We start from the raw sequence: 15,040 nt of genomic DNA, 5'->3' as shown, positions 1-15,040 counted from the left end.
TATCCTCCTAGCCAAGGTTTCGGAGTACACGTAGGTTGGTTATGACCAAACAGGTCGGTTGTCCGACGGAAATCACGCTCGACATCATCGCAGGCCGTTGGAAAGTGATGGTCATTTTCTGGCTGCTCCAAGACAAACGGCGATTCAATCAGCTGCAACGTGACCTGTCCGGCATCACGCATCGGACGCTTGCCAAGCAACTCAAGGAGATGGAAGCCGATGGCTTGGTGGAACGAGAGGACTTCGGCGAGATCCCGCCTCGCGTCGAGTATAGGCTGACGCCGCTCGGGCGGTCGCTGGAGCCGGTGCTCGCGGCTATGCACGAATGGGCGTTACAGCACGGTGGCGAGATCCGTCGTTCGACGAACGAATAGCTTTGTGGGTTAGGTTGGGGGCAAAGAAGGGTTAGCCATCGTGGCGATTAGACTTTCCAAGATTGCAGTCCGAACAAAGAGACTGTAGATTTTTGAGGATAGTCTCGCCTCCATTTGCCCAAGCAATGACGTGATCCACATGGAGCTGCGTGGTAGGGTTTGTTGCGGGTGAAGCACCGCACTTTACACAGCGAAATCTGTCGCGCTTGAGTACCGCGTACCTGAGGGATAAGGTAACTTCACGGCGCGAACCTCTTGGCATTTGGGTGCTCGATGGAGCTGCTACGGCCTCACGCTCAATTTCCGAGACAGGTGCGTATATCATGCCACTTTTGTCCGTGAACAATACGCCATAGCAGTCGTCGTTTCAATGAGTTGAGACCGCTGGACTATTTCTATCACCAGTCCTCACACATATAGGGCTCTAATCCGGACAAACCCCTCCTATCAAGCCATTTAAAAATCTTACCTACCGGGGGATCGTTGGGTCATTTGTGAATCTTACCGAGCGGCTCATCGCTCCTTGCACACAGGAGCATCTTTGGGGCGGTCCGTCTGGGAAATCGACCGCTGTATGTGGCCCAGGATCAACGATCGCCCTGGCGTCCATGCCGGAGTAGCCTCACTTATGAGCGTCCTGTGCCGCGTAGGGTCTGGTTCTGGCGCGGGACATTGGGGTTGAAGGTCCAGCCACGCCACGGCGTACTCGCCCGAGGCTGCGGCGGCCGGGGCGCTGGCTCGCGCGGCGTGCGACTGGCCCGTGTGGCGAGTGCCCAGAGCTGTTCCAGGCGCTGATCAATGCGCTGGGAGAGGATGAAGGGATCCGTGGTCTCCAGCACGCGCTGCAGGGCCGCGACCTTCGCCGGATCTGCCGCTGGACACACTCGTACCCGCTCGAACGGCGTCTGTGGGGCATCATAGCGGCGAATCCGTCGCGAGCCCACGCGCTCCTTGCGCACGAGTTTCATGGAGGGCTGAAAGAGGTTCTGAAAGAGCCGCAAGTCCGCATACAGGGCGTTCAGCGCCGCCAAGGCTTCCCGACTCTCGTACCGCTCCCAGCCGACCAACTTACGCACATGCGTCCAGTTCTTCTGCTCCACATGCGCGTTGTCATCCTTCTTGTAGGGCCGCGAGCGGGTAAACTGGACCTGCCGACCGGTGGGCCGCTTCTGACACCAGGCCAGCAGATGGTCGTTGATAAACTCGCTCCCGTTGTCGGAATCCACGCCCCGCAGAGAGAACGGGAGCTGTGACTCGATGATGGTCAGGGCCTGCACCACCCCGTGCCGACTCTTGCCCCGCACCGCCTGCCGCTCCACCCACGTGGTGTGAATATCGACCCCGTCCAGCGTGTGCAGAAACTCCCCGGCGGCCGAGGCGCCGGAATGCGAGACCAGATCGATCTCCAGATAGCCCGGCTTGCTGACGTCCCAGTGCTCCGTTTTGATGGGAATCAGGTGCTTCAACAAGGACCCTGGCCGCGTCGTCCCATACAGCCGCCGCTTGATTCGGCGCTTCCGTTCCCCTAGCCGTCGGTCGATCTGCCGGGCACTGATTCGCCGAAGCTGGGCTTCCAGCGCCGGGGGGACTGTGGTTCGCCGTTTCAACCAGGGCAGCCAGTGCGGAATCGCGGCCTGCAACCGTTGGCCACAGAGATACCCGGCGGCTTGCCAGATCTCAGCAAGCAGGCGGATCACTGGCTCGCCATAGGTCGGTCGCCGTCGGCCCGCCCGGCGCACCGGCGGCTGGGGCGGCCGCTGCTGGCGCAACACCCCGATCGCATATTTGCGATGATACCCACACACGCGCGTCACTTCGTCGAGCAACGCCGAGCGCTCCGAGCGACTGGCTCGTTGATACCGCTGCCACATGATTCGCAGATACTCGCCCTTCGCCCGTCGCGCCATCGGCTCTGCCTCCATCGGCCCCCTCCTCTGGGCCCGCACCATGCGGCCCCGGAGGGTAAGATTGACAAATGACGCAACGATCGGTGGCCCGGTAAGATTTTAGATGACTCAATACGCCCCATTGACACAGGATCAGACGTTCATGACAATGCCAGCGATTCGGATGCCGGAGAAACCGCGTCCAGAGGTATCGTACAGATTTTTTTACAACGGGCTTGAAAGAAAATCGATGCAGGTGAGCCCGATCCAAGCGTTTAGAATGACCGCCCTGGCCGAGGGCAGTTCATTTCTCCTGTTACTGTTCGTGGCGATGCCGATGAAGTACTTGATGGGGATGCCAAAAGTCGTGACGGTTGTGGGAGCGATTCACGGAGTCTTGTTTTTACTCTATGTTGGCCAGTTGGCCAAGTTACGGACTAAATATCAATGGGACAGTAGTTTCTCATTCTATGCCTTTCTTGCCTCCATTCTCCCGTTTGGACCATTCATGTTCGACAAATACCTTCGCGAGAAAGAGGTTGCCACGAACTGATCGACCGCCACGTAGCCAAAAGTTGCACATGGGAGGTCGAGTTCCATTCACCGCACCGAGTGGCTGCCCTAAACCTGTCAAGCGCTTGCGCTAGAAACCTAGCACGAGCATAATAAACACAATTCTTAAAGGAACATGCAATGCCCCATGGGGTGAAGACTGAACATTGTTATGTCCACAAAGATCTCGCCGTCTGTGGAGGCGATCCCGTCATTGTAGGTACCCGTATTCCAGTCCGTCTTGTTTATCAGCGGACGCAGGATGGAGATACGGTGGAGACCATCCGGCAAGCCTATCCGAACCTCACCCCTGCGCAGATCCACGATGCGCTCAGCTATGCCTATGATCACCTCTCGGAAATCGAACTGGAAATCCAGCGAGAGACGCAGGCGTACCAGCAAGGGAAGACGCCGCCATCCCGCTGATCTTCTACCTGGATGAAAACGTCCATGCCGCGCTTGCGCCGCAACTACGACAGCGAGGTATTGACGCCTACAGCGTCTATGACCTCCAGCGGCAAGGCTCCACAGATGCGGTGGTCCTGCAAGAAGCCGCGGCCCAAGGACGTGCACTTGTCACACACAACATCAGTCACTTTGTGACGTTGCACCGGTCCTATCTGGCTGAGGGCCGGCCCCATGCAGGGATTGTCGTGACGCCGGTGCGACCTATCGGCACACTACTCACACGCCTGATCACGCTCCATGAATCTACTACCGCCGAAGGAATAGCGAACACGCTTCGATTTCTCTAACCACTCAACTGCCTTCTTTCCGCTCACGTCAACTCGATCTCCCCTCCGGGAACGATGGAGCCAGTTCCATAATGCTACCGTTTGCCATCGTAGCCTCTCTCTTTCCACCTTTCCAGGAGTTGACTACGCTTCCGGAGCTACTCAGTCGTCGGCTGATCGACACGGCTCCCGGTGCGCGCGGTGAATTCCACATTCAGGCTCCAAAATAAGTCGATCACTCACCTGACTCACGCTCGACCTGATCTCGGGCCACTAAAAGGTGATGGTCATTTTCTGACTGCTCCAGGAAAAGCGATGCGGCCAGACCCCTCGCATCACTGTTTGACAAATCGTTCCATTAGGAGTACACCGCAGATGCCGCAGTCATATTCTTGCCGCGGCCACTTACTTTTTCTGCGTGGTGTTCGACAAATACAGAGATCGGTTTGACTAAGGAGATATACGATGGCGTGGAGCAACTGGGAATCCCTCGGTGGCATTATCACAGCCGGGCCAGCAGTAAGTTCGTGGGCGGGTGAGAGACTCGACACTTTCGTGAAGGGGTCCGACAATGCGCTGTGGCACAAGTGGTTCGACGGTGGCTGGAGCAGCTGGGAGTCCCTCGGTGGCGTCATCGATGGCTCACCTTGCGCGGTATCATGGGCGTCGGGACGCATCGATGTGTTCGCACGCGGCATGGACAACGCCTTATGGCACAAGTGGTTCGACGGCAGTTGGAGCGGGTGGGAGTCGCTCGGCGGCACGATCACTGCCGGGCCAGCGGTGTGTTCATGGGCCCCCGGCCGGCTCGATGTCTTCGCGAAAGGTTCGGACAATGCGCTGTGGCACAAGTGGTTCGACGGCCGCTGGAGCGGCTGGGAATCGCTCGGCGGTGTGATCGACAATGAGCCTGGCGCCGTTTCCTGGCAACGCGGCCGCATCGACGTATTCGCGCGCGGCATGGACAACGCCTTATGGCACAAGTGGTTCGACGGTAGCTGGAGCGGATGGGAGTCGCTTGGCGGTGTGATTACTGCGGGACCTGCTGCCAGTTCGTGGGGGCCAGGACGGCTCGACATCTTCGTCAAGGGATCCGACAATGCGCTGTGGCACAAGTGGTTCGACGGTGGCTGGAGCGGCTGGGAATCGCTGGGTGGGGTCATCGATAACACGCCGGCCGTGGTGTCATGGAGTCTCGGACGCATCGATGTGTTCGCGCGTGGCATGGACAACGCGATGTGGCACAAGTGGTGGACACAGCGTTTGCCCACGGTACGTTTGCACGTGAAAGTGCTGAGTCAGCCGACCCGTTTTTCCGTCGATCACATGGTCGACAACATGATCGACGTCTATGCGACGTCTGGCATCCGCGTGCACCGCGTGAGTGATCAAAACCTGAACCTTCCGCTGCTGAACGATCTGGACGTCGGAGCCTGTACCATGGGCAGTGTGACCGCGGAGCAAACCACGCTGATGGCCAACCGCGCAGGCGCCGGCACTAACGATGTCGTGGCGTATTTTGTGCGCTCGACGAATCCAAGCTTTAACGGCTGCGCTGCACATCCCGCCAACCGGCCGGCGGCAGTGGTGGCCTCGATCGCAAGCGAATGGACGCTCGCCCATGAAGTCGGCCATGTGCTGGGCCTCAACCACGTGACACCCACCGACCGACTGATGATGGGTGGCGGTACCAACAACATTACCAATCCGCCGCCGGATCTGATTGCGAACGAAGCGCAGACGATGGACAACAGTCCGTTCACCCAGAACCTTGGGTAACCGGGCCGTTCCCATAAGGAGACCAACGATGGCGATCAGCTATGCAGAACTGAAGGCAATGTTGGATGTTGACGAGCCAGACTATATGACACTCGTCGAGAAGACTGCAGGTGCCCTGCAGCATCTACGCAAACTTGCTGAGTCCACGGATGTGTCGCTGGCATCCAAGGCGATATCACTCGCTGGCATGATGGGCGACGCTGCCAGCATCGGTATCATCGGTGATGCCTCGAAATCACGCGCGGTGCTGATTCGTGTTGCCGCAGCGCATGCCGCAACCATGTTACCTGACAGCCCTCAAACCGCGCGCGTCGTGAGCAAGCTTTTGGATGATAAGGACGTCGGCGTGGTCAAGCACGCAACTCGAGCGGCAACACGGTTGTCCGATCCCGGGGTAGCGACGAAGGCAAAAAGAGCCGGCCAGCGTATGAAGGTGGCTGTGCGCGCAATGACTGCTCAAACATCCCAGCGCGAAAGGAACATGGTCATGACTAACAAAACTGGTACGAAGGCGCGTGGCTCAACCCCGACCCGGGGAACTCACAAGAGCAGCGCCAAGATCAGAGGGCAAATGCCCACGGGTGCCATGACTCAGCCGCCGAAAGGCACGAAATCCCGTGGCATGCCGACTGGCAAAATGAACTGAGTCATCAGTTGGCTGAGATATAAGCCGGCAAATTGTGTAGTGGAGCTGGCCAATTTACGCGAACGACGTGGGTTGAGTCAGACGGCATTGGCAAGACTCAGCGGGATGAAACAGCCGCACATCGCCCGCTTGGAAAGTCGGGCCTATTTCCCTTCCTTTAGCACCTCCAGAAACTGCTGGGCGTACTTGGTGGCAAAATGGAACTGACCTCGGACGCCTGCCACCTCACTCCCGTGCGAGGAAAAGTTACCGGCGCGCGGCGAAAGTGGTCTCGCTACCGCTTGCTCTCACCCTTGCCATGATGTTTTACTCTGGTGGGAGTAAGATATTCCACGGCAGGCTTAGATAGCCGCCGAATCCACCAAGGAGGTTGCCATGCGAACGCAAAGAGGACAACGGATAGGCGCTCTCGGACTCGCCTTCATGCTATCGATCGTGATGACTCCCCTGTTCCCGATCCTGCCGCAAGCCTCGGTCGCTTATGCAGCCGATAAAGAGGAGCTGATCGACCTTAACAGCGCCACCGCCGATCAACTCAAGACGTTAAAAGGTGTCGGTGACGTCACCGCGGAAAAAATCATCACGGGGCGTCCGTACGCCAAGAAGGACGAGTTGGTCCAGAAGAAGATCATGCCCCGCGCCACCTACGAGCAGATCAAATACAAGATCATCGCCAAGCAGAAGTAACTCGACGAACTCATAGGCAGCCCACCGCGCGCGGCTAAACGACAAGAAAGGAGTGCGATATGATCGGGGTCTTCGTCACTATTCGCTACGGAGAGAACTTTGATGAGACAACGGTGCAGAAGATCCAGAAGATTGCCGAGTCGGCGCGGGCACTATTTGAGGGGATGCCAGGGCTGCGGTCGAAAGCCTTCACGTTCAATCCCAAAGCCCATGAAGCGACCAACTTCTATGTCTGGGACTCCGAAGAGGCAGCCAAGGCATTCTTTACCGGTGAGCTCATCGAGAGAGTAACCGGTCTCTACGGAGTACGCCCGAGCATCGACTTCGTGCAAATAGCCACGCTCGTGGAAAACCATCGCCAATAAAACTCCCTTACGTAAGTCACCAGCCTCTCCGCCTCGGCTTTTGAAATGTCACCTGTCGATGGTTCCTCGGAGAATGACCGGATAGGGCACATGCAGACCCAACACCCGCGGATGGTACGCCATGCGCAGGCAGCATAGCGGGAGAGACGATGAGAGTCCAAACGTCAAAGCCGGGTGCCTGTCTTCTTGAACATGGGCTGGTGAAGAAGAAGAAGCAGTGCTATCGCGACACCCGGTCGATCGATTGCGCGTTGATCACGGCACTCCCCTCTGGAGTGCTCCCATCGACCATCACTACCCCACGGACGCGGAGATGTTCGTTCTGCACGACCAGCTTCGTCATGTTCGGCAGACATGAGCCGGTCGTGCTGATTCCGATAGTGCCCGACTTATCCTGAAGCGCAAACATTTGTTTGTCGTAGACGTTGGCGCTTCCACAGTCTCGAGTGCCACGATGAACCGGCAAGGTGGTCACTCGCGTTACACGTCCTTCGACCGTCACGACCTTGGCCCGATAGTCGGCAGGACGCTTTAAAATCTTGCCAATGGGCAGACCATCGCTGGCTGACGCGGCCGACACCAGTCCGAACCCAAGGTACATACACAGCATGCCGTGAAGGAAGGCGCGCATCACGTAATCTCCCTCTGTGAATTTGTGGAGTGTACCTGGAATGAGACAATCAAAGCTAGTCCACGGTCGACGATCTGATAAGGCGGGATCAACACCCGTGGCATGTTGAAAACCTATGTTGGACAAGAAGGCTCCCAACTCACCTGTTTTCTCTGTCGTGGTAGCAAGCCCAATATGGCAGGATTCAAGAGCAGCAAAAACTAGGGATATGGAGAGTAGAATGGTTCCCTAGTCGAGTTCACCCTGGTCGGCAGAGCCATCAGAAGTGACGACTGCGCTTGTTCGCTATTGATTATAGAGGGGATTGCTGACTCTTCGGGAGCTCATAGCGAGACACAATGAGAATGGGGATCTGGGTTCATACCGCGTTCGCGGCCATTCTGATCCATCTGACCGCGATTACACCGGTCTGGGCGGTCCTAGGTCAAACCAAAGCATCCGTTGAAACGGACCGCGCTGCCATGGGCGGACAGGTGCACAGCACACTTGCTCAGGGGTATTCCGTTGAAACCATCACGGTTGTCGGGATGACTGTCAAGGAGTATGTCTCGTCTGACGGTACCGTCTTTGCGGTCGCGTGGAGAGGGATCGGGGTTCCGAATCTTCGTCTCCTCCTCGGGGCCTATTTCGATGAGTATTTGGATGCACTCACAGAGCTGCAGAATAAGAAACCTCGAATCCGAAGGCCTCTGATGTTGAAAACCGCCAATTTGGTCGTTGAGCGAAGCGGACACGCGCGAAATATGTGGGGGCGGGCCTTCATCCCTTCTCGTTTACCGGCTATGGTTTTGCCGAAGGACATTCAATAATGATGTCTCGTGCAGTCATCATCGCCTGCCTATGGCTTGTGAGCGCCTGTGGTTCTGGCGGAGGCGGAAACGGAGGCGCCGGTTCACAGCCACCGAATGTTCTGGCGGTCACCGTCGGTGGTTCAAGCGTTTGTACGAATGTCAATCAGCCATGTACTCAAGTAACCATCTGTCAGCCAGGCACATCCACTTGTCAAACGATCTCCGACATCTTGGTTGATACAGGGTCCTTCGGGGTTCGAATCTTTGGCTCGGTGCTCTCATTCCCGCTACAACAAGAAGTCCAGTCACCAGGACAGCCCATCGGCGAGTGCATGAAGTTTGCCGATGGCAGCGCACTTTGGGGCCCCGTTCAACTCGCTGACGTGGTGCTGGGAGGCGAGCCAGCCGTAACCGTGCCCATTCATATTATTGCCCCCACCTTTGCCGGGCAGTCCTCCTCCCAAAATCCATGTGACAGTGTGGTCGACTCCGATCCAAGCACAGCAGGATTTAACGGCATTCTCGGTATCGGGTTGTTCACGCACGATTGTGGCATTGCCTGCGAGATCAACGACAACAATGATCGGTATTTTTCCTGTACCGCTTCTACATGCGGGAGCGTCGCGGCGCCCCTGTCGACTCAAGTGCAGAACCCGGTGTGGCTGCTTCCATCCGATAAGAACGGCGTGATCCTGACCCTGCCGAACGTGCCTGCGATGGGCGCTCCTGCACTTTCCGGTTCCGTCACTCTCGGGATCGGTACAGCGTCGAACAATTCCCCGCCGCCCGGCATCTCGACCTTTTCGACTGATCAAAACGGATCCCTCACTACCATCTACAATGGGACATCCTTCCCGGAGAGCGTTATTGACACCGGCTCTAATGGCTATTTTTTCCCTGATTCGACTCTTCCGCTTTGCCTCAAGCCGGAGCAAGATTTTTACTGTCCCTTGGTTACTGCCAGCTTGTCGGCCACGCTTTTCGGCGTCAACGCTCCTCAAGCGACCGTCCCCTTTCAGGTTGCTAATGCGACTAATCTCTTGAACACCGGCAACGCTGCCTTTAATAATTTGGGCGGACCATCTCCCTCATCATCTTCATCTTCTACCTTTGACTGGGGACTGCCTTTCTTTCTTGGGCGTATCGTTTTTGTCGGGATCGAAGGACAGTCCTCAACCCTCGGAACTGGCCCATTGTATGCCTTCTGATGGACTGGTATGCGCTTGACTTGCCCAGGTCCTGGGGGAAGATGAGCCGGGCTAGCTCATGAGTGAGAGGCAATATTGGAAGAGAGATTGAGGACAACAATGCCGGCAACGATGAGGGACATGCCTATGATAGCCGGCAGATCCAGAACTTGGTCATACAGAACCCAGGCAATCAACGCAATTAAGGCAATGCCTGCGCCTGACCAGATGGCGTAGGCGACCCCAACCGGAATGGTTTTGAGCGTGAGCGAAAGAAAATAGAAGGCTGACGCATAGCCAGCGACGACGATAGCGGAAGGCCATAAGCGTGTAAATCCTTCCGAAGCCTTCAGCGTGGATGTTCCAATCACTTCGCTGACAATTGCCACGGCGAGAAATACCCACTGTGTCTGCATGTTTCTCAGTATTGAGCTGCCTTACGATGTTTAAAGCGATCCGCACAAGCTCCGGATCTTGGCCGCTCTACTGGATAACCGGCCGCTTTTGTTCGTGAACAATACGCTTTAGCCGTCGCCGTTTCAATGAGTTGAGGCTGCGGGACTATTTACCACGGGCCCTTATGCGGGAGGTGATCACCGTTTGCCGTCATACCCTCGCTCTTTCCACAGCTCCAGCAGTTGAATCCGCTTCCGAAGCTGCTCAGTCGTCGCCTGATCCACGCGGCTCCCGGTACGTGCGATCAATTCCGCGTTGAGCCGGCGATGATCGATCCCGCTGTTTCGTGCTAGGCCGGCGACCAGCAGCCGGTGAAGATCCCGCAAATCTCGCTTCTGCTCATGGAGTGAGACCGCCGGTTCGGAAACGACAACCGAATCGCCCTCCCCTCGCGGCTCGTCTTCGCCGATCAGGCTATCCATCCTGGCCACGGCCTTCAACGGCACGTACTCGTTAGCCGAAACCGTGACGCGACCGAAGAGGTCCCGTTGCCCCGCCGGCATGACGTCTTCCAACACATGATCTCGCTCCGCCTTGATCTGCTTGGCATAGTGCACCAGGACCGGATCTTTCGGCAGGTACAGCCAGGCTCGTTGCGGTTTGGGCAAACCCTCCTGCATTCGAACAAACCGGCCGACCACCTGCCGGAAGTACATTTCCGTGATCACATTTGTCCCATAGACGCCGACACGGAGCCGCGGAATATCCACGCCTTCGCTCACCATATTGACCGCCACCAGCCACTGCTGCTTTTTGTGATCGGCGAACTCTTCAATCGTGCGCGAGGCAGCGGGATCGTCCGACACGGCGACGGCTGCTTTGGCGCCGACAATACGCCCGACGAGGTCCGCAACCCAACGCGCATGGTCCTGGTCCATGCACACAATCAGCCCGCCGGCATCCGCTTGTTCCTGCTTCCGAAGGCGGGTCAATTGAGCATGGGCATCGGTGATCACCGGCCCGAGCCAGGTTTCTTGAAGCAACGCGGTCTTCAGCCGTTCCCTCTGCCGATTGAATGTCAGTCCTTCCTCAAACGTCGCCTGATGTTCGCGACCATCGGATAACCAGCTAAGCTCACCTTCGTAACTGGGGAATACAATCGGTCGGCACACGCTGTCACGAATCGCATCGGTATAGCTGTAGGTGAAATCCGCCCGGCTTTCTCCCTCTTCATACCGAATAAACGGGATCGGATTGTTGTCGGAGCGGAACGGCGTGCCGGACAAAATCAGCCGAAACACCGACGGGTCAAACGCCGAGCGTAGCGCCTTCCCCCAGTTCTTGCCGTCGCCAGCGTGGTGCAACTCGTCGAAGATGAGCAGCGTCTTCTTGCCCTTGCAGGCCTGCTGAAAGATCGCCGGGGCCAGACAAACTTGCTGGTAGGTGACGACAGCACCGTGATAGTCCGGCGTCTCCGCCACCTGCTCGTTGGTCAACGTCGGATCGAGTTGCAGACCGATCTTCCCTGCGGCATCCGCCCATTGCGTGCGGAGGTGATTCGTCGGGCAGACGACCAGCACGCGGACCGCAGCCTGTTTCTCCATAAGTTCGTGCGCGACACGCAGAGCAAAGCGCGTCTTTCCTGCGGCAGGAGTGGCCATCGCCAAAAAATCTTTCGTCTGGTGGGTACAGACCGCCGACAGAGCTCGTTGCTGCCAGTCACGAAGGGGCGCGGTCCAGGCTGGCAAGCTCTTCATGGCCGGTGCGTCGTTGCCGGTTCGAGGAAGGGGTTAGTCGAGCCAATCCCGTTCCTGAAGCTTTTTCGGTAGATATTTCTTGGTGAGATACTGGAAGTCTTTATTGGCCAGCGCGTCGAGCTCGTACTTCAATCCGCTTGTCAGCATCCGCTTGATCTCAGCCTGCCAGGCCGGTTTTTGGAACCACTGATAGTTCATCAACTCTTTCGCACGGGCGATATCTTTCTCGTTGAGTTTGATGCCGACGTTCCGCGGCAGCTCGTACCGCTCCGGGTCGGCACTCGAGAAGCCCATGAACTTGGCTTTGGGAATGGCCATGCGCTGGCTCTCGAAGGCCAGATTGATTGAGCCCTGTTTGACGACGGAATAGATGTAGTAGCCCCAGGGATCGTTGTCGACCAAGACATAGACAGGCAGCCGATGCTCCTCATGGAGACGTCTCGCCAAGCGCCGCACACCTCGGGGAGGCTGACCGTTTCCCGTAAGGAGGATGCAGTTATAGCGTCGCCAGAACTTGTCCTCCGACAGCCGGTTCCACTGTGTGCCCTTCTCCACGAGCAATACAAAATCCGCCGTACAGCGACGGATTTCCAGATACTCCGGTTCCACGATCGACGGTACCGAGTAGCCGCCTTTCCCGAGCTTCGAACAATCAACGCGATCGCCGTCATCGCCGAAGATCACCGGCCCGACGATGCTGCCGCTGTTTTCCGCCCGCACATGCAGCTCCTCCCGGAGTGCGGCGAGGGAGACTTCTAGATCTTCGATCACCGGATCGGATTCATCCTGTGTGTCGAAGGTGTTCTCGTGCGAATCTTTGATCGTATGTTTCGTACGGTAGTAGATTTCTCGAAGGGACGTGGTCAGATCAGCCCGCTGCAATTCGGAGAGGGCATCGGCCACGAGTACCGTCTGCATGAATTTCTTCGCCATGCCGACGTTGAAAAACGACCGCTCCTGTTTTTTGTTCCCCATCTCGATCAGACCCTTCCGTTCATTGAAGGATACATTCGAAAGGGCACGGATCGGGATCTGAAACGTCGGGTCTTTCGATCGATCTGCCGCTTGGATCACAACGTCTGCCAGACCGATTAGTTTCTTCTCGACGACAGTCATTTGTTTCTGTTTGCTCGCCATGGTGCTATTTCTTTCCGCGTGGCTTCGAAACTCGAATGGGTTTATTAGGTCTGTCTCGTCTATCTTGTCTGTCCGGTGCCTCGAAGAGCGCTATCTGACTAGGTTTTGCTTTTGCTCCCTTTGGCGACTTGTTCGCGCGACTCTCCTTGATGACTTGCTCTTTTGAAGCCGGCGCATCAGTTGCCGCTGTGTCACCAAGCAAATCCGGCTCTGCCGTCGGCACCGCAGCCGCCTGATCGGCCTCGATCTGGGTAGCCAATGCGGTCTCACCCTCGACCCCGTCCGCCGTCACGATGATCGAATGGGGCAGTCCTTCAGGCCCTCCACCGGTCTTCCCCAGCGCTTCGTCGGTCTTCTGGCCACCTGTGCGGGCGGAGGCAATCTTCTGGAGCTGCCCTTTCAGCTTTTCTTTCGGCAGCGTGCCTCCCTTGAGCCGGTTACAGGCCTCGACGACTTCTTCGATGTACAGTTCAAAGATATTCCGACGCCGAAATTCGCTGGCAGCCCGTTCGCGTCGCCGAACGAAGAGGCCCAGCCGCCTGCCGCATTCACGAAGCGCTAGAGTAATCTCCTTTTGAATCTCATCATAGTCGGCGATCGCTTCTTTGGATTCACTCGTAAAAGGAACCCAAACCGACGCCATATGGACGAAGATCACCATCGGCCCACCCGGCAACGCTCCGCGCGATTGGGTCAGGCCGTAGTTTTTCCAGGTTGTGCTCAGGACAGCCTTGAACGTCGAACAGGCCGATTGCTGGTACAACAGCGGTACTCGATTGGCGTAGCGGATCACGCGCGCGAGCTCTGAGTCATCTTCCTCGTGCTCACCTTCCGCTTTCGGCATGGCAGGTTGCTGCGGCTTATTTTGATCCTGAGGCCTATTTCCATAAGCGAGCCCGGCCTCGATAATGAACGGATTGCCGCGATAGACAGCCGGAGGACGGCTGACCGCCGTGTAGAACTCGCCCTTGATTTGCTTATAGAGTCCCGCGAGGATCGCCTTCTCACCGATCGGTGAAATGCAGTTGGTCGGCGGCGCCATGATCTTTGTTTCTTGTAATGTCTTATAGAGGGTCTCCGCGACCGGCCCCTTCAGTTCACGAGGCTTTGCGTCGGGCGAGACTTTCGCCGCCTTGCAGATTTCATCGGCCAACTGAGGGGACACCCGACAAAAATCGCCGGCGAGAAACCCGGAGAGCGTATGGCTCTTTGTGTCCTGCAACATCTTGAGCAACATGCCGAACTCGATGCCATAGGGATGGGGCTTGATCTCGCGCGGTTGAGGCGGCAGCTCATGATAGGTCCGGGGATACTCTTTCGTCTCGCCTTCGGGTGTCTGGTAGATCAATTTGACGTGGGGATTCGCGATTGAGGTCTGCTCCAACCATTCATCGACTGAGGCTCGGCCCTTCTGATATTTGCCCTCGACTTCCAACGAGACTTGGGTTCCTCGCGGCTGCTGCCAGTCGATCTGCTTATTCTCGTGGACCAGCGGCTCATTCTTTTTCGTGTCGATCTGGACTTCGAAGAAATGGGCGGCGGCTTTAGGACCGATACGGGAAATAATTTTCACCGGCTTCCCGGTGGTGAGCTGTCCGTACATCCCGGCAGCGGAGATGCCTATTCCCTGCTGGCCTCGGCTCATCCGCAACCGATGGAACTTCGACCCATAGAGCAGCTTCGCAAAAATCCTGGGGATCTGCTGGCGAACGATGCCTGGTCCGTTGTCGGTGACCGTGATACGAAACCTGCTTGCTTGGCTGGGCGCTACCGGCTCGCCGTTCGACACCACCTCCAGCTTGACCGTCACATCCGGAAGAATGCCGGCCTCCTCGCAGGCATCGAGCGCGTTGTCGACCGCTTCCTTGACGCAGGTCAAGAGTGCCTTGCGCGGATTATCGAAACCGAGCAGGTGCCGGTTCTTCGTGAAAAACTCTGAGACGGAGATTTCCCGCTGGCGCGCCCCCATCTCGACCGCAGTGACCCGTTCCGCCGGCTTGGCTGCGGCTTTCGTCTTTGCAGCTGGTTCAGGGGTTGCTTGAGCAGCGGAAGATTTCGATACAGTCTCTGACGCGGATTCTTTTTGCTTTGCCATTCACCCTCTCACAAACAAACCTT

15 protein-coding genes are annotated in these 15,040 nt (G+C 57.2%); 9 read left to right on the top strand and 6 right to left on the bottom strand.

The window, feature by feature from the left end; translation table 11 throughout:
- Positions 1-41: 41 nt before the first annotated feature.
- Positions 42-374: a helix-turn-helix domain-containing protein gene (locus P0119_16695; protein ID MDF0667692.1), complete on the top strand. Its 333-nt coding sequence runs from the start codon at positions 42-44 to the stop codon at positions 372-374.
- Positions 375-1,000: 626 nt separating this feature from the next.
- Here the strand turns inward: P0119_16695 and P0119_16690 are convergent.
- A complete protein-coding gene (locus P0119_16690) occupies positions 1,001-2,296 on the bottom strand; it encodes a hypothetical protein (GenBank protein ID MDF0667691.1) in 1,296 nt (431 codons plus the stop codon).
- A gap of 127 nt (positions 2,297-2,423) precedes the next feature.
- Between P0119_16690 and P0119_16685 the strand changes: the two genes are divergently transcribed.
- The 6 genes from P0119_16685 (at position 2,424) to P0119_16660 (ending at position 7,023) form a co-directional block, all read left to right on the top strand.
- Complete coding sequence (locus P0119_16685) at positions 2,424-2,813, top strand: DUF3817 domain-containing protein (protein ID MDF0667690.1); 390 nt, start codon at positions 2,424-2,426, stop codon at positions 2,811-2,813.
- A gap of 140 nt (positions 2,814-2,953) precedes the next feature.
- On the top strand, positions 2,954-3,238 hold the full coding sequence (locus P0119_16680) for a DUF433 domain-containing protein (GenBank protein ID MDF0667689.1): 285 nt from the start codon (positions 2,954-2,956) through the stop codon (positions 3,236-3,238).
- A gap of 773 nt (positions 3,239-4,011) precedes the next feature.
- Positions 4,012-5,325: a hypothetical protein gene (locus P0119_16675; protein ID MDF0667688.1), complete on the top strand. Its 1,314-nt coding sequence runs from the start codon at positions 4,012-4,014 to the stop codon at positions 5,323-5,325.
- 28 nt (positions 5,326-5,353) lie between these two features.
- A complete protein-coding gene (locus P0119_16670; GenBank protein MDF0667687.1) occupies positions 5,354-5,971 on the top strand; it encodes a HEAT repeat domain-containing protein in 618 nt (205 codons plus the stop codon).
- Positions 5,972-6,346: 375 nt separating this feature from the next.
- Positions 6,347-6,658, top strand: coding sequence for a helix-hairpin-helix domain-containing protein (locus P0119_16665; GenBank protein MDF0667686.1), 312 nt, complete (start codon positions 6,347-6,349; stop codon positions 6,656-6,658).
- Positions 6,659-6,717: 59 nt separating this feature from the next.
- Positions 6,718-7,023 carry a YdhR family protein gene (locus tag P0119_16660; protein MDF0667685.1) on the top strand — a complete coding sequence of 102 codons (306 nt, stop codon included), beginning with the start codon at positions 6,718-6,720 and terminating at the stop codon, positions 7,021-7,023.
- Positions 7,024-7,243: 220 nt separating this feature from the next.
- On the opposite strand, the gene P0119_16655 is transcribed toward P0119_16660, so the two are convergent.
- A complete protein-coding gene (locus P0119_16655) occupies positions 7,244-7,654 on the bottom strand; it encodes a hypothetical protein (GenBank protein ID MDF0667684.1) in 411 nt (136 codons plus the stop codon).
- A gap of 338 nt (positions 7,655-7,992) precedes the next feature.
- On the opposite strand from P0119_16655, the gene P0119_16650 reads away from it, so the two are divergent.
- Entirely contained in the window at positions 7,993-8,463 is a 471-nt protein-coding gene (locus tag P0119_16650; GenBank protein ID MDF0667683.1) for a DUF2844 domain-containing protein, read from the top strand.
- 2 nt (positions 8,464-8,465) lie between these two features.
- A complete protein-coding gene (locus P0119_16645) occupies positions 8,466-9,653 on the top strand; it encodes a DUF3443 domain-containing protein (protein MDF0667682.1) in 1,188 nt (395 codons plus the stop codon).
- A 56-nt stretch (positions 9,654-9,709) separates the two neighbouring features.
- Here P0119_16645 and P0119_16640 read toward each other — a convergent pair whose 3' ends face one another.
- From P0119_16640 to P0119_16625, 4 genes are all read right to left on the bottom strand, one after another.
- Positions 9,710-10,048 carry an SMR family transporter gene (locus P0119_16640; GenBank protein ID MDF0667681.1) on the bottom strand — a complete coding sequence of 113 codons (339 nt, stop codon included), beginning with the start codon at positions 10,046-10,048 and terminating at the stop codon, positions 9,710-9,712.
- Between the two features lie 177 nt (positions 10,049-10,225).
- Positions 10,226-11,785, bottom strand: coding sequence for a DEAD/DEAH box helicase family protein (locus P0119_16635; GenBank protein ID MDF0667680.1), 1,560 nt, complete (start codon positions 11,783-11,785; stop codon positions 10,226-10,228).
- A 33-nt stretch (positions 11,786-11,818) separates the two neighbouring features.
- On the bottom strand, positions 11,819-12,922 hold the full coding sequence (locus P0119_16630; GenBank protein MDF0667679.1) for a DNA topoisomerase IV subunit A: 1,104 nt from the start codon (positions 12,920-12,922) through the stop codon (positions 11,819-11,821).
- Positions 12,923-12,926: 4 nt separating this feature from the next.
- Positions 12,927-15,017, bottom strand: coding sequence for a DNA topoisomerase VI subunit B (locus tag P0119_16625; GenBank protein ID MDF0667678.1), 2,091 nt, complete (start codon positions 15,015-15,017; stop codon positions 12,927-12,929).
- Positions 15,018-15,040: the final 23 nt, after the last annotated feature.

Source organism: Nitrospira sp. (assembly GCA_029194665.1).
Lineage (GTDB): Bacteria > Nitrospirota > Nitrospiria > Nitrospirales > Nitrospiraceae > Nitrospira_D.
Note: the sequence above shows the minus strand (reverse complement) of the source record. Positions and strands in the feature narration are given on the sequence as shown.

Excerpts from the sequence above, each read along its gene's own strand:
- P0119_16695 (MDF0667692.1), top strand. The coding sequence starts at position 42 with ATGACCAAACAGGTCGGTTGTCCGACGGAAATCACGCTCGACATCATC.
- P0119_16690 (MDF0667691.1), bottom strand. The coding sequence starts at position 2,296 with ATGGAGGCAGAGCCGATGGCGCGACGGGCGAAGGGCGAGTATCTGCGA.
- P0119_16685 (MDF0667690.1), top strand. The coding sequence starts at position 2,424 with ATGACAATGCCAGCGATTCGGATGCCGGAGAAACCGCGTCCAGAGGTA.
- P0119_16680 (MDF0667689.1), top strand. The coding sequence starts at position 2,954 with ATGCCCCATGGGGTGAAGACTGAACATTGTTATGTCCACAAAGATCTC.
- P0119_16675 (MDF0667688.1), top strand. The coding sequence starts at position 4,012 with ATGGCGTGGAGCAACTGGGAATCCCTCGGTGGCATTATCACAGCCGGG.
- P0119_16670 (MDF0667687.1), top strand. The coding sequence starts at position 5,354 with ATGGCGATCAGCTATGCAGAACTGAAGGCAATGTTGGATGTTGACGAG.
- P0119_16665 (MDF0667686.1), top strand. The coding sequence starts at position 6,347 with ATGCGAACGCAAAGAGGACAACGGATAGGCGCTCTCGGACTCGCCTTC.
- P0119_16660 (MDF0667685.1), top strand. The coding sequence starts at position 6,718 with ATGATCGGGGTCTTCGTCACTATTCGCTACGGAGAGAACTTTGATGAG.
- P0119_16655 (MDF0667684.1), bottom strand. The coding sequence starts at position 7,654 with ATGCGCGCCTTCCTTCACGGCATGCTGTGTATGTACCTTGGGTTCGGA.
- P0119_16650 (MDF0667683.1), top strand. The coding sequence starts at position 7,993 with ATGAGAATGGGGATCTGGGTTCATACCGCGTTCGCGGCCATTCTGATC.
- P0119_16645 (MDF0667682.1), top strand. The coding sequence starts at position 8,466 with ATGTCTCGTGCAGTCATCATCGCCTGCCTATGGCTTGTGAGCGCCTGT.
- P0119_16640 (MDF0667681.1), bottom strand. The coding sequence starts at position 10,048 with ATGCAGACACAGTGGGTATTTCTCGCCGTGGCAATTGTCAGCGAAGTG.
- P0119_16635 (MDF0667680.1), bottom strand. The coding sequence starts at position 11,785 with ATGAAGAGCTTGCCAGCCTGGACCGCGCCCCTTCGTGACTGGCAGCAA.
- P0119_16630 (MDF0667679.1), bottom strand. The coding sequence starts at position 12,922 with ATGGCGAGCAAACAGAAACAAATGACTGTCGTCGAGAAGAAACTAATC.
- P0119_16625 (MDF0667678.1), bottom strand. The coding sequence starts at position 15,017 with ATGGCAAAGCAAAAAGAATCCGCGTCAGAGACTGTATCGAAATCTTCC.